Annotated in this window: 15 protein-coding genes; 4 read left to right on the top strand and 11 right to left on the bottom strand. The window is 53.6% G+C overall.

The window, feature by feature from the left end; all coding sequences use genetic code 11:
• Positions 1-421: 421 nt before the first annotated feature.
• The 7 genes from CHB92_RS16985 to CHB92_RS17015 form a co-directional block, all read right to left on the bottom strand.
• Positions 422-1,846, bottom strand: coding sequence for a sialate O-acetylesterase (locus CHB92_RS16985; RefSeq protein WP_089320429.1), 1,425 nt, complete (start codon positions 1,844-1,846; stop codon positions 422-424).
• A gap of 144 nt (positions 1,847-1,990) precedes the next feature.
• Entirely contained in the window at positions 1,991-3,595 is a 1,605-nt protein-coding gene (locus CHB92_RS16990) for a RagB/SusD family nutrient uptake outer membrane protein (RefSeq protein ID WP_179223085.1), read from the bottom strand.
• A gap of 27 nt (positions 3,596-3,622) precedes the next feature.
• Positions 3,623-6,829 carry a SusC/RagA family TonB-linked outer membrane protein gene (locus tag CHB92_RS16995; protein ID WP_089320431.1) on the bottom strand — a complete coding sequence of 1,069 codons (3,207 nt, stop codon included), beginning with the start codon at positions 6,827-6,829 and terminating at the stop codon, positions 3,623-3,625.
• 746 nt (positions 6,830-7,575) lie between these two features.
• Complete coding sequence (locus CHB92_RS17000) at positions 7,576-8,820, bottom strand: AGE family epimerase/isomerase (protein ID WP_089320432.1); 1,245 nt, start codon at positions 8,818-8,820, stop codon at positions 7,576-7,578.
• Between the two features lie 11 nt (positions 8,821-8,831).
• A complete protein-coding gene (locus CHB92_RS17005; protein ID WP_089320433.1) occupies positions 8,832-10,037 on the bottom strand; it encodes a glycoside hydrolase family 130 protein in 1,206 nt (401 codons plus the stop codon).
• 55 nt (positions 10,038-10,092) lie between these two features.
• Complete coding sequence (locus CHB92_RS17010; RefSeq protein ID WP_089320434.1) at positions 10,093-11,964, bottom strand: sodium:solute symporter family protein; 1,872 nt, start codon at positions 11,962-11,964, stop codon at positions 10,093-10,095.
• Positions 11,965-12,005: 41 nt separating this feature from the next.
• A complete protein-coding gene (locus CHB92_RS17015) occupies positions 12,006-13,133 on the bottom strand; it encodes a glycoside hydrolase family 26 protein (RefSeq protein WP_089320435.1) in 1,128 nt (375 codons plus the stop codon).
• 507 nt (positions 13,134-13,640) lie between these two features.
• Between CHB92_RS17015 and CHB92_RS17020 the strand changes: the two genes are divergently transcribed.
• Positions 13,641-14,513: an AraC family transcriptional regulator gene (locus CHB92_RS17020; RefSeq protein ID WP_089320436.1), complete on the top strand. Its 873-nt coding sequence runs from the start codon at positions 13,641-13,643 to the stop codon at positions 14,511-14,513.
• 98 nt (positions 14,514-14,611) lie between these two features.
• On the opposite strand, the gene CHB92_RS17025 is transcribed toward CHB92_RS17020, so the two are convergent.
• A complete protein-coding gene (locus CHB92_RS17025) occupies positions 14,612-15,649 on the bottom strand; it encodes an SDR family oxidoreductase (protein WP_089320437.1) in 1,038 nt (345 codons plus the stop codon).
• Between the two features lie 174 nt (positions 15,650-15,823).
• Between CHB92_RS17025 and CHB92_RS17030 the strand changes: the two genes are divergently transcribed.
• Positions 15,824-16,303 (top strand): vitamin K epoxide reductase family protein, encoded by a 480-nt coding sequence (locus tag CHB92_RS17030; RefSeq protein ID WP_089320438.1) that lies wholly within the window; start codon positions 15,824-15,826, stop codon positions 16,301-16,303.
• A gap of 154 nt (positions 16,304-16,457) precedes the next feature.
• On the opposite strand, the gene CHB92_RS17035 is transcribed toward CHB92_RS17030, so the two are convergent.
• The 3 genes from CHB92_RS17035 to CHB92_RS17045 all read right to left on the bottom strand — a co-directional run bounded on the left by CHB92_RS17035 (position 16,458) and on the right by CHB92_RS17045 (position 19,751).
• A complete protein-coding gene (locus CHB92_RS17035) occupies positions 16,458-16,916 on the bottom strand; it encodes a DUF2267 domain-containing protein (RefSeq protein ID WP_089320439.1) in 459 nt (152 codons plus the stop codon).
• A gap of 127 nt (positions 16,917-17,043) precedes the next feature.
• Positions 17,044-18,882 carry a glycoside hydrolase family 15 protein gene (locus tag CHB92_RS17040; protein ID WP_089320440.1) on the bottom strand — a complete coding sequence of 613 codons (1,839 nt, stop codon included), beginning with the start codon at positions 18,880-18,882 and terminating at the stop codon, positions 17,044-17,046.
• A gap of 224 nt (positions 18,883-19,106) precedes the next feature.
• Complete coding sequence (locus CHB92_RS17045) at positions 19,107-19,751, bottom strand: hypothetical protein (RefSeq protein ID WP_089320441.1); 645 nt, start codon at positions 19,749-19,751, stop codon at positions 19,107-19,109.
• Between the two features lie 233 nt (positions 19,752-19,984).
• Between CHB92_RS17045 and CHB92_RS17050 the strand changes: the two genes are divergently transcribed.
• Positions 19,985-21,565, top strand: a complete 1,581-nt coding sequence (locus CHB92_RS17050) for a vitamin K epoxide reductase family protein (protein WP_089320442.1) — start codon at positions 19,985-19,987, stop codon at positions 21,563-21,565.
• The gene (locus CHB92_RS17055; RefSeq protein WP_245842673.1) at positions 21,555-22,880 is read left to right on the top strand and encodes an amylo-alpha-1,6-glucosidase; all 1,326 of its coding nucleotides are present in this window, start codon (positions 21,555-21,557) and stop codon (positions 22,878-22,880) included. The genes CHB92_RS17050 and CHB92_RS17055 overlap by 11 nt, the downstream gene beginning before the upstream one ends.
• Positions 22,881-23,088 lie beyond the last annotated feature (208 nt).

A 23,088-nucleotide genomic window follows, 5' to 3' on the forward strand; every position in this document is an offset into this window, starting at 1 on the left:
CTCGTCGGTTAGACTTTCATTTTTTCTTGGTACGGTGAGGGGCGAATAAGAGACAGGCCACCATACCTGTCGCCCCGATCTTTGGGAGATCTAGGCAGAATCCCAAAAGATTTTTACGGGATACGAGATGACAGGATAGTAAAGCTTTTGGTGCTCTTACTTTGAATTAGCTGGAAGAGCTGTTGCGTTATGTTGACGGCGAAAGACGCAAACAAGCGGTAAATGCCTATGTTAACCCTAGAGCAGACAGATATGCCTTTGAGGCATGTGCTTTAAATAGTCACCAAGCGAAGGCAAAGACTTGGTGCAGCTTAAAAGCAAAGAGGCTGATTACCCCTTTAACGGATAACCAGCCTCTGAAAAACAAGGGCATCAGCCCTGCTATAAGTTTACTTCTCTAGTGCTTTTGCTTTTTACGCCATTACTTTTTAGCCTCTGCCTGCTCTTGCGTTATAGGCCAGTTATCGGTGCGGAAAGAGGAGGCGGGGAGGCCGGCTTTGTTGAAGAGGCTTGGCTCCACGGCGTTGCGCCACTCAAAACGAACAGCGGTAGGGTTCTTGACAGACTTGGCCTGCACCACCACCGTGTTGCCCTCGATCTTTGCCTTCGCATCCACAAACTGGCGGTCTTCGCCGGCGATCTGGAAGTTTGTCAGTTCCTTGCCTTTGCTTACCAGGCCCTGGTCAGCATAGTCGAAGAAAAGCCTTACTTTTCTGCCTTCCACCTTCATCTCGCGGTAAAGCGGGCCGGAGGCAGGGCGCTCCGTTTTCCCATAAGTCTTGTGCAGGGTCAGGTTGGCCAGGCGCTTGCCTACGTCGATCTTGTTTCTGGGGTGGATGTCGTCGTTGTTGCCGATGTCGCTGACCACGACCATGCCGGTGTTCGGTACTTTCAGGCTACGGCGCTGCGCATCGCGCAGGATAGCACCTGCCTGAGGGCCATAGTCTTTATAGGGGGCGATCTGCACAAAATAGAAAGGGAACTCGTAACCCCACTCACTGCGCCAGTTATGGATCAGGGCAGGCAGCAAAGTGGCATAGGCCTCCGGGGCATTGGTATTCGACTCGCCCTGGTACCAGAGCGCTCCGGCAATGCGGTAGGGGATAAGGGGGGCGATCATGGCATGGTACGCCTTGCCTGGCTGTACCGGGCCCCACTGTACTTCTTCCTGCGTGGCGGCGGCCTCCTTTAGTACCGGGTCTTTGGCAATGGTTTCCGGGCTTACCCACACTTCGCCGGGTGTACCGCCCCAGCTGCTGTTGATGAGGCCTACCGGCACGCCCAGCTCCTGGTGTAACTCACGCCCGAAGAAGTAGGCCACCGCGCTGAAGTGCTTCATGGTCTCCGGCGTGCTCACCACCCATTCGCCTTTCACGTCCAGCTGCGGGCCATCGGCCGTCTGATGCACTACGCTGAAGAAACGGATAGCAGGGTAGTTGGCTTTGGGGATTTCCTGCTCGGCGTTCTCAATGCCTGCCGCGGCAGACCACTCCATGTTCGACTGGCCGGAGGCAAGCCACACCTCACCCGTCAGCACGTCGTTGATCACGATGGTGTTGTAGCCCTTCACCGTCACGGTATAGGGGCCGCCTGCGGGGGGCGTATTCAGTTTTACCGACCACTTGGCCAGGTTATTGGCTTTGGTGGTCACGGACTTGTTGTCCCAGCTGCCGGTAACGGTTACTTCTTCCCCGGCCTTGGCCGAGCCCCAGATGATCACCTCAGCGTTCTGCTGCAGCACCATATGGTCACTGAAAATGGCCGGTAGGGTAACGGCCGAAGCTGCATTCACAATACTCAGGCTTAAGGCGATGACAAACTGAATGGTTATAAGTGCTTTTTTCATCTTATGCTGCTTTCGTTTTAAATTCCTAAAGGCCCACGCCTGCTTTAGCTCCTGTAGCGGGCTATACAGCGCAGCTATGCTGTGTAAAGAAAAGAAAAAAGCTGGTTATAGAACCAGCTTTTTTCTTTTATCATACAACAGGGCTTAGTAACCAGGGTTCTGCTCCAGTCCCCAGGCCTGTGCCTCATTAATCGGAATTGGCAGTACCGGGATTGGGTTAACAGAGCCGGAGATAGCGTGTCTTTGCGCGTTGGCTTTTACCTCCTCAGAGTATTTCTCCACCAGTGCGTCAAAGTACCTGCCGGTTCTTACCAGGTCGTAGTAGCGGATGGCTTCCATGCCCAGCTCCACTCTGCGCTCGTGCCAGATCGCCTCCAGTAAGGCCTGGCCCGAAGCAGACACATCAGGCAGTACCCCCGTCAGGTTTTCATAAGGCACGTAGGCCGTTGATCCCTCGGCTGTGGAGCCCTTTGGCTTCGTGCTCTTTCTGGCACGTGCACGTACCTGGTTTACCAGCGCCAGCGCTTCTCCTTCGTTGCCCAGGTGATAAGCCGCCTCCGCCTGCATTAAAAGAACATCAGCATAACGCAACTTAATGATGTTCTTAGGGCTGTTCTGCGCGTCGCTTGGCCTGAAGCCTGGCTCCACAAAGGCCTTTCTGTTCAGGTAACCTGTTTCGTTGGATCCAGGGTAGTCAATCTTCTGCAACTCGCCCACCACAATGTCACCGTCTGTATAAACTGTAACCGGTAAGCGCGGGTCTCTGGCTTCAAACTCGTTTACAAGGTCCACCGTCGGATTGTTGAAGCCCCAGCCCCAGGTAGAGCGGTTGTTCTGGATAACGTTGTTCGCTGTTCCGGTTTTAGGAGGACCCCAACCGGTAGCGCCGCTGGAGAACTGAATCTCGAAGATAGACTCTACGTTGTTCTCGTTCTCCATCTCGAACAGGCCGGCGTAGTTGTTGAATAAAGCGTACTGGCCAGAGTTGATGATGGCATTGGTTTGCTCGTACACGTCCTGCCAGGTTACGCCGTTGGCGTTGTCTGTGCCTAACTCGTACATGTAAAGTCTGGCCAGATAACCTCTTGCAGCGCCTTCTGTCGCGCGGCCTAAGTCGGCTGCACCAAACTCGCTTCGGGTTGGCAGCATCTCGATAGCCTGCTGCAGGTCATTTTCGATAAAGGCAAAGGTCTCGGCAAGAGAAGCTCTTGGCACCTTACCCCACTTCGAAGGGGCAACAGGCTCTTCCATCAGCGGCAGGCCACCAAACTTGATCGCCAGGTTAAAGTAGCTGTATGCTCTCAGGAAATGGGCTTCTCCTAAAAGTCTTGTCTTCAACTCTTCATCGATAGAAGAAGTAGGAAGATAAGAGAGCACCTGGTTCGCCCTGTGCACGGCCGTGAACATGTTGTTCCAGGTACTGGACTGGATGGAGGCGTTCGTTAAGGTCTCCCACCGCTCCATCTGCTTTACCTCGATAAAGTCACCGGTCGTGCTGCCTTTCTTCGCGTCGTCTGACAGCACATCGCCGTACATCCACTCAAAGGTGTTGCTTGATCCGATGATCCCCCCTGCATCCCAGCTAACCGCATCGTAGATGCCGTTTACCGCCAGCACAGCGTTATCAGCGTCCTGATAGAAAGTCTTGTCTGTTTCTACCCCCAGTGGCTCCTTCTCCAGGAAGTCCTCACAGGCCTGGCTCACAAAAGCTAAGCCGAGGATGGGTAGTACGTGTTTTATAAATCTCATTTTGAAAAACATACGCAAGTAAAATAATTAGAAAGTAACGTTTAAGCCGCCGATGAACGTTCTGGCTTGCGGATAAGTGGCCATGTCGACACCGTAGTAGAAGGGGTTGTTCCACAGGTCACCTACCTCTGGCTCGTAGCCGGTGTATTTCGTGAAGGTTAACAGGTTGTCAGAAGAAACATACACTCGCAGGCCTTTCACACCCACTCTGCTTGTCAGGCTCTCGGGCAAGGTATAGCCCAGCTGAATGTTTCTCAGGCGCAGGTAGCTGCCGTCTTCCACGTAGCGGTCAGAGAAGGTAATGTTCACGTTCGGGTCTGTCGCCGTCATGCGTGGCTCATCTGTGTTCGGGTTCTCCGGCGTCCATCTGTCCAGGCGTGAGCTGTACGAGTTAAAGATACCCTGTGGGTTCTCTGTGAATACAGACATGGCATTCACCGTTTCGTTTCCATAAACACCCTGGAAGAAGATCTTCAGGTCGAAGTTCTTGTACTCCATAAAGGCGTTGAAACCATAGGTAAAGTCTGGCATCGCGCTTCCCAGTTTCGTTCTGTCCTGGTCGTTGATCATACCGTCGCCGTTCAGGTCCACAAACTTCACATCACCAGGCTGTGCATTTGGCTGGATCAGGTTTGTCTCGCCTGTCTCCGGGTTCGTGTACACATAAGAGGCAACCTCTTCCGGGCTGTTAAAGATACCGTCTGTCTTTCTGCCGTAGAAGTAGGCAAACTCTTCCCCTTCCTTGAACCTTGTTACGTTACCCAGCCTGTCTACATTGGCAGCGGTAAAGGCCTCGCCACCACCCAGGTTCAGGACTTCGTTTTGGATAAAAGAAGCATTCACGCCCAAGTCATAACGGAAGTCGCCTTCGCTCTGACGATAGTTGAGGGCTGCCTCAAAACCTCTGTTCAGCATGTCGCCGGCGTTTGCAACCGGAGCAAGCGCACCAATGTAAGATGGAATGGGTACTGTTACGAGCAGATCGCGGGTTCTCTTGTCAAAGTACTCCAACGACAGGTTAAGCTTGTTGTTCAGGAAGCCGGCATCCACACCAAAGTTCGTCATGGTAGATGCTTCCCACACCAGGTCTTCGTTGCGGAGCGTCGTATTCGCTCTGCCTTCCACAGGCTCACCGCCGAATACATAGCGCTGCTGCGGTTGCACAACATAGCTGGTAGAGGTGGCAGACAAGATGTTCTGGTTACCCACTACACCATAGCCTGCTCTTAGCTTCAGGTTAGACAGCCAGGTAACATCCTGCAGGAAAGACTCCTCCACTACGTTCCACCCCAAAGAGAAGGAAGGGAAGTAGCCAACGCGGTTTTCCGGGATAAACTTAGAAGAGGCATCGCGACGCAGCGTGGCCGTCAGCAGGTATTTGCCCTGGTAGCTGTAGTTTAAGCGCCCGAACACGGAGAACAGGCTGCTTTCTTCTGCAAAGCTACCCGCCTGGAAAGCGGTTTGTTTTGCAGCGCCCACATAAAACTGGGTCGGATCATTCAGGATGTTATATCCTGTTACGTTTACGTAGTCAGCAAACTGCGTCTGTGCTTCCTGCCCCAGCATGGCATTGATGCGGTGCTCGCCGAAGTCCTTCGTGTAGTTAAGCACGTTAGACCAGGTCCACTGCCAGCCGTTCTGCCTTTCATCGTACAGGCTGCTCTGCGTTCTTCGCTCATTCGCGTTGATGACGAACTCAGGCCAGTACTCTCTGATCTTGTTGAAGTTAACATCACCACCGAAGGTAGAGCGGAAAGTTAAGCCGTCGGTCAACTCGGCCTCGCCGTACACGGTAGCCACCACGCGGTTCTGCTGCGTAGTCAGGTTTTCTGTTTCGTTGGCCAGGCGGAGTGGGTTGAAACCCGTGCTAAAGCGGGTGGCCTCTCCGTAGTTGTTTGTAACAGGGTCCCAGGCAGGTGTCAGTGGCGACGTAACAGTTGCCGTCGGAAGCACCCCGGAGTACTGGTTGATCTGGTAGTTGTTAAAGTTGGCGTTTACGTAATTCAGGCTCCAGCCTCCTTTAAAGATGCTGTTAAAGGTATAGTCGTTGTTCGCTCTGATCAGGAACTTCTCCATACCTGTGTTGAGGACGGTGCCCTCCTGGTTGAAGTAAGTGGCCGACACGTTATAGCGTGAGTTTTCGCTTCCGCCGCTTACAGAGAAATTGTAGTTCTGGATGGGGGCGTTTCTGTTTGTAATCGCTTTCTGCCAATCAGTACCCTCCAGGTTGTTGTCGATCGCATTTTTCAGGATGGCGTAGTTCGTCGCGTTAAACTGGTTAGGGTCCGTTACGTCAATGCCATCGTTCGTGTATGCTTCCAGGTACAGTTCAGAATACTCCGCCGCGTTCGTCAGGTCTAACTTATTCCACGGGTTCTGGATACCGGCATACATGTTAAAGTTGAAAGTAGGCTTGCCCTCTTTGCCCTGCTTGGTCGTCACGATGATCACCCCGTTGGCGCCTCTGTTACCATAAACAGCTGTCGCCGATGCGTCTTTCAGCACTTCCATGGAGGCAATGTCATTTGGAGAAAGAAAGTCAATGCTGCCGACCGGGTAACCATCCACTACATAAAGCGGGTCACTGGCACCAAATGAGCCGATACCTCTGATCCTTACCTTCGCGCCCGTGCCGGGTGCGCCGGAGCTCGGGGTAATCTGCACACCGGCCACTTTTCCCTGTAGGGCCTGGTTTACATCCACTGTCGCCACCTGTTGGATCTCTTCGGTTTCCACGGTAGACACAGCTCCTGTCAGGTCACTTTTCTTTATCGTGCCGTAGCCTACCACCACTACTTCTTCCAGGGCCTGTGCATCTGTGCCCAGTTGCACGGTTACGGCCGTCCTGCCGTTTAGCGGTACCTTTTGTGTCTGGTAGCCGATAAAAGAAAACACCAGGGTGGCGTTCGGGTTAGACACCGGGATCTGGAACTCCCCGTCTATGCCTGTGGCTGTACCCGTGGTGGTGCCTTCTACCAGCACCGTAACACCCGGCAGCGCGTCGCCTGTGCTGGCATCCGTTACAACACCGGTTACTTTCTGTACCTGCACATGGCTGGTGTACGGGCTTGCAAGCGACCGTGTCGGCAGTGCCACCGTACCCGCCTGGGCTGCCTGTGCCTGGAAAAGGCTGGTCGTGAGCAGAACCGCGGCTAGTTTGGAGGTAAGTACTCTTTTTGGAGAGGTGTACTTACGGTACAAATCCAAATAAGTAAAACGTTTATGATTAGACATACTCAAACTTAGAGTTAATTAAAAAGTTGATGCTTTGCGTGTAAACAATGTCACAACACTGGCCGGAGAAGCTATACTTGCTGATTATTTGATGTTTATGTTAAAATTGGATATGTGCTACTAAGTTTCTTGTGTGTCGCGCGCTTATTTCTGTGAAGAGTGTGTATTATTTTATCAAACAATAGTTAAATAATGAAATTTATTTAACTACCGGTTTGTGTAAAAGTCTACCATGAGACAGGAATAGGACGAAAACACCACTAATATTTAGTTTTACATAGACAATAGTTACACAAAGTGATCAGATACTCACCATTGTTTACACATCAAAGATGCAACTTTAATTGTATATATCATAATACTATTTTATCAAAAGTTTTCCTTTCTGTGTTTGTTTGCTGTTGCAACACAGTATTAGAGTGCAATTTTTGATTTAAGCTGAGAAAGGCTGTGCTAAATTGCTATGCTTACTTGTTGATAACGAGAAGCATAAGTCTTGTAGCAACAACAGTGGCTGTACGGGCGGCCTTCGGGTAGGGGTGGTGCGGCTGGTTGGTGAGGGGGGATTGAGCCTTGACCCATGCAGAAAAAATAGCAGCTTTGTGAGGATTCGGGCCTCTGAAATCGCTTGGAAGCGCTGGTTGCGCGGAGATTTTAAGCGGGCTTTGCTTAAAAGAAAAATGCCAAGGTCACAGGGCTGAACGCTGTGGCCTTGGCATTTTTCCGTGATGGCAGTAATTAACTGCTTACTTAGGTTGTACAGTCGACGTGAAGAGTGCCTCGCATCGGTTTATGACTTCCAGGCAGGCGCGGGCATTATGGTAAGGGCATTTCCAGAAGCCGATCTTGTCTTCCGCCTGCATCAGGCTGTAGTCGTTGTGCACACCCCAGAACCATTCGCCCTGTTGGCGGTCCAGCAGGTACGTTTTTGCAAACTGCCAGGCCTTGATCGAATCGTGCAGGAAGCTTTCCTGACCTGTAAGCTGATAGGCGTTCAGGAAACCCACCATGGCCTCGGCGCTTACCCACCACTCGCGGTGCTTGTCGTAATGCTGTGCCTGGCGGTCCAGTTCGTGGTAGAGGCTGCCATCGGGCTGAAGCCCTTCCTTGCTGCTTTCGGCCATCTGCACCGCCACTTTTTCTACTTGATGCAGCAGTTCCTTGTCCCCTAACACCTCGGCCGCTTCCTGCAACAACCAGGAGGCTTCTATGTCGTGTCCGTAAGATACCAGGTCTGCCGTGGGCTGCCAGTTCTCGTTCAGGAACAAGACCATGTGCCCGGTTTGCGGATCTATGATGCGCTCCAGAAAGACCTTAATCAAGGCTTTTAGCTGCTGCCCCAGGTGCTTGTCCGGCCAGATGCGGTACAGGTTGGCGTAGGCTTCGAGCACGTGCAGGTGCGTGTTCATGGTTTTCGGATCGTTGCGGTCCTTTTCGCTCAGGCGCAGGTCCTCCAGCAAAACGCCCTCTCGGCTAAATGCCTCCAGGTAGCCGCCTTGCGCCGGGTCAAAGCTATGGGTCTCGATCCAGTGGTACAGTTCCTGGCACGCTTCCAGGGCTGTCGCCTCCTGGGTGGCCAGGAAGTACTCGCTCAGGCCGTAAATAGCAAAGGCCAGGGCATAGATCTGTTTCCGGGTGCTCAGCGGTTTGCCCTCCGCATCCACAGACCAATACACGCCGCCATAGGTTTTGTCTACGAAGTGGTCGAGCAGGTAATGGTACGCCCTGTCCGCCATCTGACGATCGCTGTCGCTTTGCGTGTGACGGTAAATGGCCGAAAAGGTCCAGAGGATCCTGGCGTTGAGGATGGCCCCTTTGGGCGCATCCTCGTGTACCTTGCCAGTATGATCCATCCGGCCGATAAAGCCGCCGTGCTGCCGATCCAGGGCATTCGCCTTCCAGAAGCTGGCGATGTTTGCCAGTTCTGTCGCAGCCTCTGCCCGGTATGCTGTGAGAGTGTCCCTTAGGGTAGTTTCTTCAGAGGAAGTCATGAAAGCTCTTGTTAACTTGCTGCCAGTTCCTCTTTTTTAGCGCCTGTAAAGGCAAGGTTTTTATCGATCAGCTGGTTCAACTGCTGCACAGATGCCGCTGAGCGGAAGTTATCGGCAGGGGTGTTGACCACGTAATCCAGCAGGCGGTCTACTGTAGAAGTGGCTACATGCATGCGGGTGTCAGAAGAGCCATAGTAAATAAACACCGTGCCGTCTTCATCTGCTATCCAGCCATTGCTGAACACCACGTTTGATACGTCACCCACGCGCTCCTCGCCCTCAGGGGCAATAAAGTAGCCCGCCGGTTTGTGGGTTATCTGCATGGGGTCTTCCAGGGAGGTCATGAACATGTAGAGCACATAGCGCAGACCGGCAGCGGTGTTACGCACGCCGTGTGCCATGTGCAGCCAGCCTTTGTCTGTTTTGATAGGAGCAGGTCCCTGTCCGTTCTTCACCTCATACACGGTGTGGTACTGCTTGGCATCCAGGATGTGCTCTTTCTCCACGACGGCGTTTTCGATGCTATCAGCGTAGCCAAAGCCGATGCCGCCGCCAGAGCCAGCGTCAATAAAGCCATCCTGCGGGCGGGTATAGAAAGCATACTTGCCATTTACGAACTCCGGGTGTAATACCACGTTGCGCTGCTGTGGCGACGGTGTTTGCAAATCTGCCAGGCGCTCCCATGTTTTCAGGTCGCGGGTACGGGCAATGCCGGCCTGCGCCACGGCCGAAGACTCATCGCCGGCAGGAGCGTTAGGGTCTTTGCGCTCTGTGCAGAACACCCCGTAGATCCAGCCGTCCTCGTGCTGCGTTACGCGCATGTCGTACACGTTCACGTCCGGGGTGTCCGTTTCCGGCATCGTGATCGGGTGATCCCAGAACCGGAAGTTGTCAACGCCGTTCGGGCTCTCGGCTACCGCAAAGAAAGACTTGCGGTCCAGGCCTTCGGTGCGCACCACCATCAGGTACTTGCCGTCGAGCTTAATGGCGCCCGCGTTAAAGGCTGCATTAATACCGAAGCGCTCCATCAGATAGGGGTTTGTCTCCGGGTTCAGGTCGTAACGCCAGAACAGCGGGGCATGCTGTGCCGTCAGGACGGGGTATGCATAGCGGTCGTAAACGCCGTTGCCCAGCGGCTGCTTTTCGTTTTTGCGGGTAACTAAAGCCTCGTGTGCTTTTTCTAACTCGGTAAGTCTTGATCTAAATGAGTTTTCCATCGGGAATTGTGCTGTTAATAGAAAGCTGTTGCCTGTTTAGGGCAGCAAGTGATTTTTAAGATTGAGAAACCAGTCGTTTTTTGATGCTTGCGGCAATGCCTGTGTCGTCTGCCTTGAGCCTGTCCCACCAGGTCTTTTTAAGGATGACGCAGGTGATGGCGAGTACGGTGCCTGTTACGGCAAGCGGGGCGTACATGCCCAGCACCAGGTAGATCGGCAGCAGGGTCAGGCTCATCTGCCAGATCACCCCGATGATCACGTTAAAGGCATCCAGCCAGAAGTTCTTGTTTTCCACGAAAGTTGGGTCTTCTGCCTTTACCAGCTTGTCGATAGGGCCCCAGAAGCCCCACGGACGCACATTGCGGTAGAACTCCTTCAGGGTTTCTTCGTTGGTAGGAGGGCCTGAGAACGTACCGATGATGCTGGCTGCCAGCGAAAGGACAAACAGCAGTGGGAAGTAGTACAGGTCCAGCCCGTCGAAGAAGTAAGGGAAGGTCAGCGCCGCTGCAATGCCCACAAACATCCCCCAGAAGAAGCCCCTGGCGTTAAAGCGCCACCAGTACCATTTCAGCACATTGGCTGCCACATACCCCCCGTATAGCCCCGCCACGATCCACTGCAAGAGGCTGTTGACGTCTTCTGCAAAGAAGCCCAGTACCACGCTGGCCAGCACCACGACCACACCGGTTACATAGTTCATGGTAGAAACCGTGGTGTTGGAGGCCTGCGGGTTAATGTAGCGCAGGTACACATCATTCACGATATAGGCCTGTGCCGCATTCAGCGTGCCGGCAAAAGTGCCAATGAAGGCGGCCAGCAGGCCAGCCAGCAACAGACCCAACACGCCGGTCGGGGCGAAGTTGGAAATGGCAGCCGGAAGGATCTTCTCAAAGTCGATGCCGCTAGGTGAGCTCAGGTCCAGTTGGTCGTAGTTCAGGAGCGCCAGCACGGCAAAGCCCATGATCATCAGGTAGCGGGTAGGGATAAGCACCAGCGACACGAAGCCACTCATCTTGGCTGCGTCCTGCGGAGAGCGGGAAGAAAGGATCTTCTGCATGTCGTAGTTCGGGGCAGGGCCGGCTAAGCTGGCCAGCACGCCTTTAAAGAGCATGAGTGAAAAGAAGATGCCGAACAGCGAGAAGCCGTCCGACTGTATCTTGTCGTTCACCTCATCAATAATGCCGGTCCAGTCCATGTTCAGCGATGCGCCGAAAAAGGGGGTGTACCACTCTTCCGGCACGTTCAGGGAGGCTATCTCCAGGTTCGTCATGGCAATGATGGCGATGGTAACACCGGCCACGGTCATGATGACGTACTGCAGCACGTCGGCCCACACGATACTCGCCATGCCGCCCAGGATGGAGTAGAATACGGCGAAAGAAGTAAAGGCCAGGCCGTAGAAGTGCGGTACAAACTCAGCCGGGACATCAAACGGAATAAAAGGGGCCACGACAGACCAGGGGATGAATATCTCCACGAACTTACCCAGGCCTATAAAGCCATAAGCCAGGAAGCCCAGGCAGCTCAGGATGGCGAACAGGATCACGATGCCGTGCGACATGCGGGAGTCTTTTCCCCTGCCGAAGCGGGTCAGCATCCACTCGGCACCGGTGGTGACGTTGGAGCGGCGCAGCCAGCCGGCCAGGAACATCATCAGGAAGATCTGGTTGAACGAGGGCCAGAGCCAGGGGATCCAGATGCTTTTCAGGCCATACACAAAGGCCAGCATCACCATCCACATGGTGCCGGAGATATCGAACATGCCGGAGGCGTTGGAGAGGCCCAAGGCATACCAGGGGAGGGTGTTGCCCCCGAGCATGTAGGCTTCTTTGTTCTCCTTGGCCCGCTTCTGGAGCAGCACGCCGATCACGGCCACTGCTATCAGATAGGCGAAGATGATGCCGATATCGATGAGTGATAGTTTCATTGGGGTAAGGGTTAGACTAAAAGGTAAGGTTGGTTCAGGGGTTACTGCTTTTTAAAGGGCTGGTAGATGTTCTCTTTCGCCACATCGTCCATGAGCAGGACGTCCGGGCGCTGTACGAACTCCTTAAAGTCCTCTGCGCTTTTCTGTCCTACATAAGGAGCATAGTAATGGTCCGGGCGGCCGTTGCGCCACACCAGCACGTAAGACAGGCCGGCATCTTTTATAATAGGGTAAAGGGTGTTCGTCCACCAGTCGGCCTGCGGCAAAGTTTCCAGGCCCGTTTCGGACAAGGTCCATACTTTGTTTTTCTCCTGGCCGATCGTGCGCAGCGTTTCTACCATCTGGCGTGTCTGCGGCACAAAGTTGTCGGGTTGGGTGCTGTCCTGCGGTGGGCGGTGGTAAATGTCGAAGCCCACAATATCCACGTACTTGTCGCCCGGGTAAAACTCCAGGTAATCTTCTTTAGACGTGAAGCGGTCCGTAGAGTAGGCATACAGTACGTTGTTGACTTTTTGCTTGCGCAGGTAGTCTACCGTATAGCGCCAAAGTCTTTTGTATTCCTCTGCCGACACATTGCCACGGCCCCACCAGAACCAGTTGCCGGTGTGCTCGTGCAGTGGGCGGAACACAACCGGGATGGCTTCTCCCTTCGGCCCCTGCAGGCTCTTCATGAAGGTTGCCAGCTTGTCTAGCCAGGAGTCGTACCGCTGCAGGGCCACGGGGTTGTTGAAAAGACGGTAGATCGTGGAGTCTACTTTGTCCCAGCTGGTCTTGGTGGGGTCGAGCGGGTTGTTGAGGTGCCAGCTAAAGGTGTTCAGGCCACCCATGTTGTACACGTCCTGCGCGTATTCGCGCATTCTGTCAAAAGGCACATCGTCCAGGTTGGCGGTTTTGCCTAGTTCCAGGTGCCCCAGGTCCCAGCCCACCACGGCAGGATACTGCCCTACCACTTCTTTTACATCAGAACGGCCCTCCTCGTACTGCCAGCCAATGCCATAGGCCAGGTCGTCCTGGTGGCCAAACATAGTGCCTTTTTGCTGCAGCCTCTGCAGGTTCTTGTACAGGTTTTCGGTTTCGGCGGTAGCCTTCGAATTGCTGGGTACCGTCTGGGTGCAAGATGCCTGGAAAAACAGGGTCGCGAACAGGCACACTATAATAACGCGGTGCATTTTAAGGATTTTAGGGGTTGTTGGGGTTTCTCGCTACAGGTTACCGGGTGTTCCCCGGAGGTCTTCCTTCGAAAATTCAGAACCTTTTTAAGCCCAACCTAGGCTAACTGAAGGCGCGGAGCGCTGCTCGTAAAAGAGCCAGTACAAAGCTAAATATTTTTTAAACCGCAGCTTGATACTATTTTATCAAAAATTGATCTGATTTCCTCCGGTTAAACTTGGGTAGCGAAAGAAGTGAGTTATTACTTCTAACAGGAAAGTATTTACTATATTGTGGCTTGAAGAAGCGCAATTTCTTAAATTACTGCCTAAATGCTCTAAAGGTAGATAGTTGAAAGCTTTTAGAGCTGCTTCTGGACGAAAGTACGTTGGATGCGAGGTCGGCTGGGCACAGCAGGATTGGCATCAGGTACAAAAGACGGACAACAGTAAGTTGCTCTGATTTTATCACTGACTATGGTATAATAGTGCGGCGCTGCGCAAAACACCTCCAATAAGAGATCGGCTATGACCAGTGTTTATAGAGAAATAACCCCCCTTACCCAAAGCGATTGCTTTACGATCTTTTCCCGCGTAAAGCAGGAGTTCAAGTTCCCGCTGCATTACCACGAAGAGTTTGAGCTAAACTTTATCTCCAATGCCGCCGGGGCAAAGCGGGTAGTGGGAGATCATATAGAGGAAATAGATGACCTGGAGCTTGTGCTGGTGGGGAGCAACCTGCCCCATGGCTGGTTTACCCATCATTGTAAGAGTAAGGAAATCGTGGAGATCACCCTGCAGTTTCACCGGGACCTGTTCGATGAGAAGTTTCTGAAGCGGAACCAGCTAAGCTTTATCCGGGCGCTGCTGGAGCGCTCGGCAAAAGGCATTTCTTTTTCACGGGAAACAAAAGAGGCTATGCGGCCAAGACTGGAACAACTGGCGCAGAAGAGCGGCTTTGACTCTGTGATAGAGCTGATCTCTATTTTGCAGGACCTCTCTATTTCCCGTAACATGCAGACGCTGTCGAACAGCGTGTACACCTCCGAGAAGTTTAATTACTACAGTCGCCGCATCGAGAAGGCCTTTGAGTACATGCAGACCTATTATGACAAGGATATCTCTTTGGCCGACATGGCCAAGGTGGTGAACATGCCGGAGGTTTCCTTTAGCCGCTTCATTAAAAAGCGTACCGGCAAGACCTTTATTGAGAGCCTGAACGAGATCCGCCTGGGGCACGCCTCCCGCATGCTCATCGATACGACAGAGACGATATCTGAAGTCTCCTACAAGTGTGGCTTCAATAACCTGTCTTACTTCAACCGCGTGTTTAAGCGGGAGAAAGGCTGTACGCCCAAGGAGTTCAGGCAGAACTACTCCAGTTCCTGTGTGTTCGTATAAGACTGTTATTACTTGTCCTATATTAGAAGGGCCTGTTGCATGTAAGCAGCAGGCCCTTCTTTCATTCTTCTGTTAACCTTGAGTCTTAGTCGTCTGTCTTAGTCGTCGTCCTGGTCCATGAGCTTTTTGGTAAGCAGGCTGCCGAGAAGTATCCCCCCCACAGCCAGGGCACCCGCTGCTACTTCATCCCGGTGGAGGCTCAGCCATACTTGCGGACTGGAGTAAGTGGCCTCTTTATCGAAGGAGCCGTGTGCCCCATGGTCTCCAGGGATTGGGTCCCACAGGTTGTTGTCGCGGTTGGGGTCCTCCGGCTCGTTTGTCTGCTGCCCCTTGAAGCCGTTTTTGGCCAGCACGAGGTCCGCATACCAGGGAGCGATCTTGTTGCCGACAATAGCTTTTAGGGTAGGGTAGCCCACGCGGTACTCCCGGCGCTCATGCTGGGCTGCGTACACAATGGTTTCGGCGGCCACTTCTGGCTGGTAGATCTTGCCCATGGGGCGTGGCTTATTGGGCAGGCGTGACTTCACAAATCCAAACTGCGTGGTGTTCATGGCGGGCAGCTGCACCATCGTCACTTTTACATTGCTCTTATCATGGATCAGTTCGGTGCGCAGCGAGTCATAAAAGCCCTGGATGGCGTGCTTGGAGCCACAGTAGGCCGATTGCAGCGGAATGCCCCGGTAGGCCAGGGCAGAGCCCACAAACACGATGGAGCCGCGGTCGCGGGGGAGCATGCGCTTGAGCGCTGAGAGCGCCCCGTATACCTGCCCCAGGTACGTAACTTCGGTCACGCGCTTATACTCTTCTGCCTTCATTTCCTTTACAGGGCTGAACACGCTGTTCATGGCGTTGTTCACCCACACGTCTATCTCCCCAAGTTCCGCTTCGATCTGGGCGGCAGCTCTCTCCACGGCATCAGCATCGGCTACGTCTACCTGCACATACATCCCTTTGCGGCCCAAAGCCTCTACCTCTTTTTTGCCGCCTTCCAGGCCATCTATGCCGCGGGCCAGCAGGGCAACGTCGTATCCCTGCTTGGCAAACTCGCGTGCCACAGCGCGCCCTAAACCTGCCGAAGCACCCGTTATTACAGCCACTCCTTTACGGCTGCCACTCGTGTTGTCTTTTGTATCCATAGCCTTGTGTTGTATTGTTCGTTCTCTTGCTGATGTTACGCCGTCTTGTAATTCTAAGTTATCCAGGTGGGCTGGGCAAGGCTAAGTATCAGGTTGTAGAGCAAGTTCTGGGAGAGGGGCTTGCGGTAACTAGGCCCCGCCGGGCGCGTAGACGAGAACTATACACGAAACGCTATGAAAGAACAAACAACCGTAATCGACAAAATCAGAAAAGACACCAGTGAGGCGGCCACCTGCCGCCGCGAGATAGCCGCCCTGGCGACCCTGGGGCTGATCGACTTTAGCCTGATCTCGCTTTTCCAGATGGGCTACATAAAGAACATGCCCGATGTGCCAGGCAAGCTGTTCAATACCGAGAAAGTGAACACATCCAGGCAGGCCGTGCTTTTTGGACTGCCGGATGGTGTTACCAGCCTGGCAGGCTATACCGCTTCTATCCTGCTGGCCACGGCAGCAATCCGCTACCGGAAGCAGTCCCGAATACTGGACATGGCGCTGGGTGCGGTCGTGTTGGGGCAGGCTGCGGGGGCAGCCAAGTACCTGTACGACATGGCCTTTAAGCAGAAAAAGGTGTGCGTATACTGTGTGGCAGGGGCCGTCATCAACTTTGCCTCCATCAAGCCCTTGCGCAGCCTATTTAAGAGAAGAGACTAAATGTGCCTGTTGCTGGCTTAGGGAACTATAACAAAGAGGACTGCGGGCCTATTGCCACAGCCCTCTTTTTTATAGCCAGGCGGTAGGATAGCTGCTTGCCTGTTACAAGCCCGGCACAAGCGCCCGCTTGCGCCGGAAAAAACAAATACCTTTTCTAGTGGCGGCTTACGCTTTCTACCGGGAAAAGCGCCTTGAGTTGCTTGGGGAGCTGGGCGGTGATGTTCGCCATTTGGCCCTGGGAGAAGTAACGGATGCCGAGCGAGGTGAACACCATTTTAACCAGGTCCTCGGTAGACTGGCTCCAGTTGAACTTGCGCTCGCCGTGCTTTGCCTGTTCCTCTTCTACCGCGCTTGTGAACTCCTCCATGGTATTGAACTTCAGGGGCGTTTCCCGGTACTTCCAATGATCGACGTACATGCCTTTCAGGAACATCGGTAACTGCTCCAGCACGTGCAGCGATTCACTGATGGTGATACGGTCGCGTAAGGTGTGGAGCACGGCCCGTAACAGGATGGAAGCCTGTCCTTTCTCTTCCGGATGGCCCAGGTCCGCCGCCAGTTGTTTTACATACTCGTTTCCTTCCTGTGCAAATTTGTCAAAGTTAGTTGCCATAGCCTTGTCTGTTTATAGAGTTCATTGCCTGTTGTTACAACGCACAGGGGCTGGTGGGGGTTAACCCCAAGTTCTTCACCTTTACTCGTTCAGGTTGGGCCACCGCTGCACACAGCCAAAGCGTGGTTTAAGTGGAGGATAAACTGCCAGAGCGCTCTGCCTTTTCGCTTCCAAGGCCGCGCTCTAGTTCCAGGGCGGCACTGATGAGGGCGAGATGGGTAAAGGCCTGCGGAAAGTTGCCCAACAGTTGCCCCTGCAGGCCGATTTGCTCTGAGTAAAGCCCGAGGTGGTTAGAGTAACCCACCATTTTGTCGAAGTACAGCCGGGCCTTCTCGATCTCTCCGGCTTTGGCCAGGTTCTCGATGTACCAGAAGGAGCAAAGGCTAAAAGTACCTTCTTTACCCGGCAGGCTGTCAAGGGCACTGTCCTGTTTGTAGCGGTATACTAGGGTGTCTGTAATCAGGCTTTCCTCTAGGGCCTTAAGCGTAGATTGCCAGCGTGGCTCCGAAGGGCTGAACATGCCCAGCAATGGCATCATCAGCACGGCGGCATCCAGCACCTTCGCGCCACGGTACTGCACAAAGGCTTGCCGTTCCTCGTTCCAGTAGTTATAGTACACGTCAAAGTAGATTTTGTCCCGCACCTCGCGCCAGTGGTCCAGTGGGGCGGGGAAAGAGCGTTCCCGGGCGAGTTTTATGCCTCGGTCCAATGCCGTCCAGCACATGATCTTTGAGTGTATAAACTCGGCCTCGTGCTTGCGCACCTCCCAGATCCCATGGTCTTTGCGATGCCAGTTGTCGGCCACAAAGTCCACGAACCGCTTTACATTCTGCCAGAACTCGAAGGTGATAGGGCCGCCGTGCCGGTCGTAGAGGTAAATGGTCTGGACCATCTCGCCGTACATATCGAGCTGAAACTGCTTGGAGGCTCCGTTGCCGATCCGCACAGGGCTCGATCCTCGGTAACCCTGCAGGTTGTCCAGCACCTTCTCCGAAAGACTGGACGTTCCGTCCACAGCGTACATGAGCTGCAGGTCCGCCGGGTCTTTGATCTCCTCGCAACGGCGCATCAGCCAGTCGATAAACTGCTGCGCTTCGTGCCTAAAGCCCAGCTGCAGAAAAGAGTACATGGCAAAAGTGGTATCGCGGATCCACGTGTAACGGTAGTCCCAGTTGCGGATCCCTCCGATCGTTTCAGGCAGGCCGAAGGTGGCGGCGGCAATCGTGGAGCCATACTTGTAAGAGGTAAGCATTTTTAGGGTGATGGCGGAGCGGACCACCATCTCATGCCAGCGGCCATTGTAGTTGCTCTTTGCCACCCACTTTTGCCAAAAGTTCACTGTTTCCTGAAAGGCAGCTGCTGTATAGCTTTGGAGTTCCTGCTGCTTAAAAGCCGTGGGGCTTTGCATGGTCTCTATTACAAAAGAAAGCGTTTCGCCTTGCTTTAACACCCAGTCCCCGTAAAGGTCTCCATCCCGCTCCTCCACGGGTGCGTTGCATACAAACCGGAACTGCGTGCTGTCTTCCCCTTTGCTGCTAAACTGGTAGCCGTCGTCCAGCTTCTTTAGCCTATGGCCCGAGCGCGCATAATTCATGCGGGCCTTGCACTCCATCTTGATCCGGATCTCCCCGGTAATGACTTTTAGCTCGCGCACCAGGGCGCCCCGCTCTTCCTCTTCGCGCACCGGCATAAAGTCCGTCAGTTCTGCCATTCCCTCCTCTGTTAAAAAGCGCGTAAGCAGTACGCCTGTGTCTGGCAGGTACTGCTGTTTGTAGCGCACATTAGGGGCATCCGGGTGGATGCTCCAGTAGCCTCCTTTTTCATTGTCTAAGATAGCGGCAAACACCGTGGGGGAATCGTAGCGGGTGAAAGGGAGATAGTCAACAGATCCCTTTTTAGACACAAGTGCCGTGGTGTGCAGGTTGCCAAGCAATCCATAGTCTTCGATGGGGAGATACTCTTTCATAGTGCTTAAAGTAGTGCCATTTAGTAACGGGGTAAACAGCTGACCGGTTTGTGATACCGGCCAAAGAGGCTGCCGTGTGGCCTTTCTAGCGCCTGTTCCGCCGTCAGCGCTGCAGCATGGCTTTTATGCTGTGCCTCCCTCACCAGTCTTTAACGCGTATAAAAAGACCTGCCACCCCTAAGAGATGGCAGGTCCTGTTCTTGTTCAGTTTTGCGAATTCAGGTTTATTCCTCCGTCTTCAGGTGCTGGGTTTCGTCAGGGTGCACGAAATAGCTTACCAGTTTGTCCCACTGTAGCTCCTGCACGCCCGCCCAGCCGCCTTCTGCCGTTAGCGTGTTCAGCAAGGCCCGGTCTCCGGCTTCTTCCCCTTTGTTGTTAATGCCCTCGTTCTTTCCGATCTCGGAGCCGATCAGGGTGCTGCCTTTGCGCTCTACCCGGAACGTGCTGCTGGCTTCTTTTATAAAGAAATGCTCGATCACGTGTTCATGGTCTGCCCGCTCGGTTGGCTTTTCGCTGGGGTGTACCACAAACTCAGCCATGTTATCCTGTATGTTTATCTCGGTGATCCTTACCCAGTTCTCGATCTTGCTAACCGGTAGTATAATCTTGAAGTAGTACCCAACTTCCGGCATCTTGGCCGTTGTTCTTCTACCACGCTGGTCATAGAGCAAAAAGGTGGAGTTAATCCCTTCCAACTTCGACCACAGGTTGATGTCAAAGAGCTTGCGCTTTGCCTCCTCAAACTCCTGCTGTGCCGTCGCTTCATCCGGGTATGTGTACTCTTGTTGGTAAAGCTTGTCTTTCGTCGCCTCGCCCTGCAGCACCTCTGCCTCCTTCTTCACTTTATCTACTATTTTCTTTAAGTCCATATCCGTTCAAATAAGTGTTGTCTTCAGTATGATTACGGCCAGGGGTAACAGAGGTTAGTGGTGCCAGGCCGATGCAAACACCTGTGAGGGCGTGTTTTAGCTTTAAGGGCGCCTGCAGGAGCTATAGCCAGCGGTCGAACCCAGGTGAAGCCGTGCCGGGTAAATATCCTTAGGAGTAGGAGGTCGTATAGTAAAGACGGCAAGGACCGATGTACCAACCTTAATCTAAAAGAATGGAAAACAAACCAGAAGATCATAGCAAGGACCATCAGCACCAGCACAAGGGAGGCATGGGCATGCGGGGCGTAAGCAGGCCCATGGCCGAGAAGCAGGTACGGCAGCACAACCAGAAAATGCACGAAGACAGGCAAGGCCAGCATCAGGACAAAGAGGGGAAGGGCATGATGATGTCGGAAGAGATGCGGAAGCAGATGCTGCACATGCACTACAAACAAACCCTGTGGGTGTATTGGATGATCGTGTTGCTGGGCGCGTGGGTGCTGGTCTCTCCGCTTACCTTTAGTTACAGCGTGGGCACAGTGATGCCATCCGGTGGTAACGAGGTGTGGCTGCCGCTGGAGCAGCGCATACAGTTCATGAAGTGGAGCGACATTATCAGCGGTGCCCTGCTCATCTTCTTTGGCTGGCGCGGCCTTACCCCAAACCGGCCAGTCAGTCTCTGGGTCTGTTGCTTTATCGGTATCTGGCTCACCATGGCCCCGCTAATTCTCTGGTCGCCTTCGGCAGTCGCTTACCTGAACGATACCCTGGTGGGGGCACTCATCATCGCCCTCACAATTCTGGTACCGGGTATGCCCAACATGATCATGTACATGAAAATGGGGCCGGAGGTACCGCCGGGCTGGACGTACAACCCCTCCAGTTGGCCGCAGCGCTGGATCATGATGGTGCTGGGCTTTGTGGGCTGGATCGTATCCCGCTATCTGGCAGCTTTTCAATTGGGTTATATCAACACTGTGTGGGATCCCTTTTTCGGCGACTCCAGCATGCAAGTGCTTAACTCTAAAATGTCGCACTCCATGCCGATCTCCGATGCTGGGCTGGGTGCGCTGGCCTATACCTTTGAGTTCCTGATGGGCTGGATGGGCAGCCCCGCCCGCTGGCGCACCATGCCCTGGATGGTCGCCGTGTTTGGTATCCTGGTTATTCCGCTGGGCCTGGTGCACATCTTCCTGGTGATCAGCCAACCCGTTATCGTGGGCCATTGGTGTACGCTGTGCCTTTTGGCGGCGGCCATTATGCTGCCCATGATCCCGCTGGAGGTAGACGAGGTAATTGCCATGGTGCAGTTTATGAAGAAGAAGCGGCAGCAGGGCGAGGGCTTCTGGAAGCTGTTCTGGAAGGGGGGCACCATCGAAGGCGGCGAAAAAGAAGAGCATGCCCCGGCCTTGCTGGACTTCCCGCAGCAGCCCCGTAAGGTATTCGCTGCCTCCGTCTGGGGGATGAGTGTTCCGTGGACCCTGGCTGTGTCCGCCTTGCTGGGTTTTGCCGTAGTGGCCGCACCGGCTGTTTTCGGCGTGGGCATACAGGAAACCGTGGCGGATATCTTTCATCTGTCCGGCTCTCTGATCATCGTGACCTCGGTTATTGCCATGGGAGAGCCCCTGCGCCTTGGCCGCTATTTTAACGTGTTGCTGGGCCTAGCCATCCTCGTCGCCCCCTGGTTCCTGGGCAACAGCCCCACAGGGTTGAACATTACCGGGGTAGTGTTGGGACTGGCTGTGGCTGCGCTGGCTTTGCCGCTGGGCCCGAAAACGCAGAGCTATGCAGGCTGGGATGAGTATGTTAAGTAAACAGCAAGAAACAAGCACACAGGAGGTGCTGTCCGATCAGGAGATAAGTACAAGAGCACGGGAAGTGTTGTACAAGAACATGGTCAGCGGCCGGAAAGATGGCTTCTCCTATCATTACACAAAGCCTTCGCCCGGCACCTATCCCTTCCAATATTTCTGGGACACCTGTTTTCATGTTTTCGTGCTTACTGCTTTGGGCGACGTGAGGATGGCAAAAAAGCACATGTACAGCCTGTTCCGGATGCAGCGAGCAGATGGTTTTGTAGGGCACATGAGCTATTGGAAGCGCCTGTGGCCTGCCCGGATCACAGACCTCTTACAGCTCAGGCCCCGGGACGTGCTACGGCTCAACAGGCCGCACATGTCGGCTTTGGTGCAACCGCCGATTGCTGCCCAGGCAGTGCTCCGCATTTACCGCTTAAGTAAGGACCTGACATTTGTGAGCGAATTCCTGCCTAAGCTGAAGAAGTATTATAGGTGGCTGGCAGAGAACCGGGACTTTGAGCAGGAAGGGTTGCTTTCCATCATCTCCCCTTATGAGTCAGGCATGGACTGGAAAGCGAGCTTTGACCCTGTGCTGAATTACGATAAAGGAGAGGCCGGACCGGCTTTGTTCTGGAAAGTGCTGCAGGTTGACGGGCACAACTTCCGGAAGAAGTATGTCCTGGCCGAGATCTACAAGAGTAACAGGTTTATTGTAAAAGACACTGCCTTCAATACCATTTATGCGCAGAATCTGGAGGCGCTGGCTCACCTCTGTGACCTGGTAGAGGATGAGGACGGGAAGCAGTTCCGGGATCAGGCAGAAAAGACCTCCAAAAGCATCCTTCGCTACATGTACGATGAGCAGGACGAGGCTTTCTATGACCTGCATGGGCATCACTTCGAAAAGCTAAGAATCCGGACGGCCACTGTCTTCTTTCCTGTCGTGCTTAAGAGTGTGCCGGATAAAGTTTGCCGCAACGTGCTGGAACGTCACTTGCTGCACCAGGACGGTTTTCACGTCCCTTTTCCGCTTCCCTCGCTTTCAACGGATGAGCCCGCTTTTAAGCCGGATGAGTCGCTGTATATCTGGCGTGGTCCTACCTGGGTCGTGTTTAACTGGTTTATGCAAGGCTACCTGTTGGAGAAAGGGTATAAGCAGGAGGCAGAAGCACTGTTGCGGAGTGTGAAGCGGCTGATCGGTCAAAGTGGCTTTCGGGAATATTACAACCCCTTTACAGGAGAGGGCTATGGAGCCAAAGACTTTACCTGGTCGGGGCTGGTGGTCGACATGATCGATAGACAAAGGCGTTTAAGGTGGAATGACCTTTAGTAGAACTTGTTTTAATAGAACATTTCCCGATTTAAAAGGATAAAGAGCAGTATGTGTAAAAGCAGAAAAGCTAAGGTGTAGGTGAAACGACAGATACATTTCAACCCACCCTTAAAGGCTGTTTTGATTTAGCTGGATAAAAAAGCAGGTGTCGGCTGTTGGGTAAGAAAAGTTTGCAGGCTTATGTCTTACCCCAGTGATTTAACCG

The organism is Pontibacter ummariensis, from assembly GCF_900188175.1.
Classification (GTDB): Bacteria; Bacteroidota; Bacteroidia; order Cytophagales; family Hymenobacteraceae; genus Pontibacter; species Pontibacter ummariensis.

Excerpts from the sequence above, each read along its gene's own strand:
- CHB92_RS16995 (WP_089320431.1), bottom strand. The coding sequence starts at position 6,829 with ATGTCTAATCATAAACGTTTTACTTATTTGGATTTGTACCGTAAGTAC.
- CHB92_RS17030 (WP_089320438.1), top strand. The coding sequence starts at position 15,824 with ATGAAAGAACAAACAACCGTAATCGACAAAATCAGAAAAGACACCAGT.
- CHB92_RS17055 (WP_245842673.1), top strand. The coding sequence starts at position 21,555 with ATGTTAAGTAAACAGCAAGAAACAAGCACACAGGAGGTGCTGTCCGAT.
- CHB92_RS17015 (WP_089320435.1), bottom strand. The coding sequence starts at position 13,133 with ATGCACCGCGTTATTATAGTGTGCCTGTTCGCGACCCTGTTTTTCCAG.
- CHB92_RS17040 (WP_089320440.1), bottom strand. The coding sequence starts at position 18,882 with ATGAAAGAGTATCTCCCCATCGAAGACTATGGATTGCTTGGCAACCTG.
- CHB92_RS16985 (WP_089320429.1), bottom strand. The coding sequence starts at position 1,846 with ATGAAAAAAGCACTTATAACCATTCAGTTTGTCATCGCCTTAAGCCTG.
- CHB92_RS17025 (WP_089320437.1), bottom strand. The coding sequence starts at position 15,649 with ATGGATACAAAAGACAACACGAGTGGCAGCCGTAAAGGAGTGGCTGTA.
- CHB92_RS17035 (WP_089320439.1), bottom strand. The coding sequence starts at position 16,916 with ATGGCAACTAACTTTGACAAATTTGCACAGGAAGGAAACGAGTATGTA.
- CHB92_RS17045 (WP_089320441.1), bottom strand. The coding sequence starts at position 19,751 with ATGGACTTAAAGAAAATAGTAGATAAAGTGAAGAAGGAGGCAGAGGTG.
- CHB92_RS17005 (WP_089320433.1), bottom strand. The coding sequence starts at position 10,037 with ATGGAAAACTCATTTAGATCAAGACTTACCGAGTTAGAAAAAGCACAC.
- CHB92_RS17010 (WP_089320434.1), bottom strand. The coding sequence starts at position 11,964 with ATGAAACTATCACTCATCGATATCGGCATCATCTTCGCCTATCTGATA.
- CHB92_RS17020 (WP_089320436.1), top strand. The coding sequence starts at position 13,641 with ATGACCAGTGTTTATAGAGAAATAACCCCCCTTACCCAAAGCGATTGC.
- CHB92_RS17050 (WP_089320442.1), top strand. The coding sequence starts at position 19,985 with ATGGAAAACAAACCAGAAGATCATAGCAAGGACCATCAGCACCAGCAC.
- CHB92_RS17000 (WP_089320432.1), bottom strand. The coding sequence starts at position 8,820 with ATGACTTCCTCTGAAGAAACTACCCTAAGGGACACTCTCACAGCATAC.
- CHB92_RS16990 (WP_179223085.1), bottom strand. The coding sequence starts at position 3,595 with ATGAGATTTATAAAACACGTACTACCCATCCTCGGCTTAGCTTTTGTG.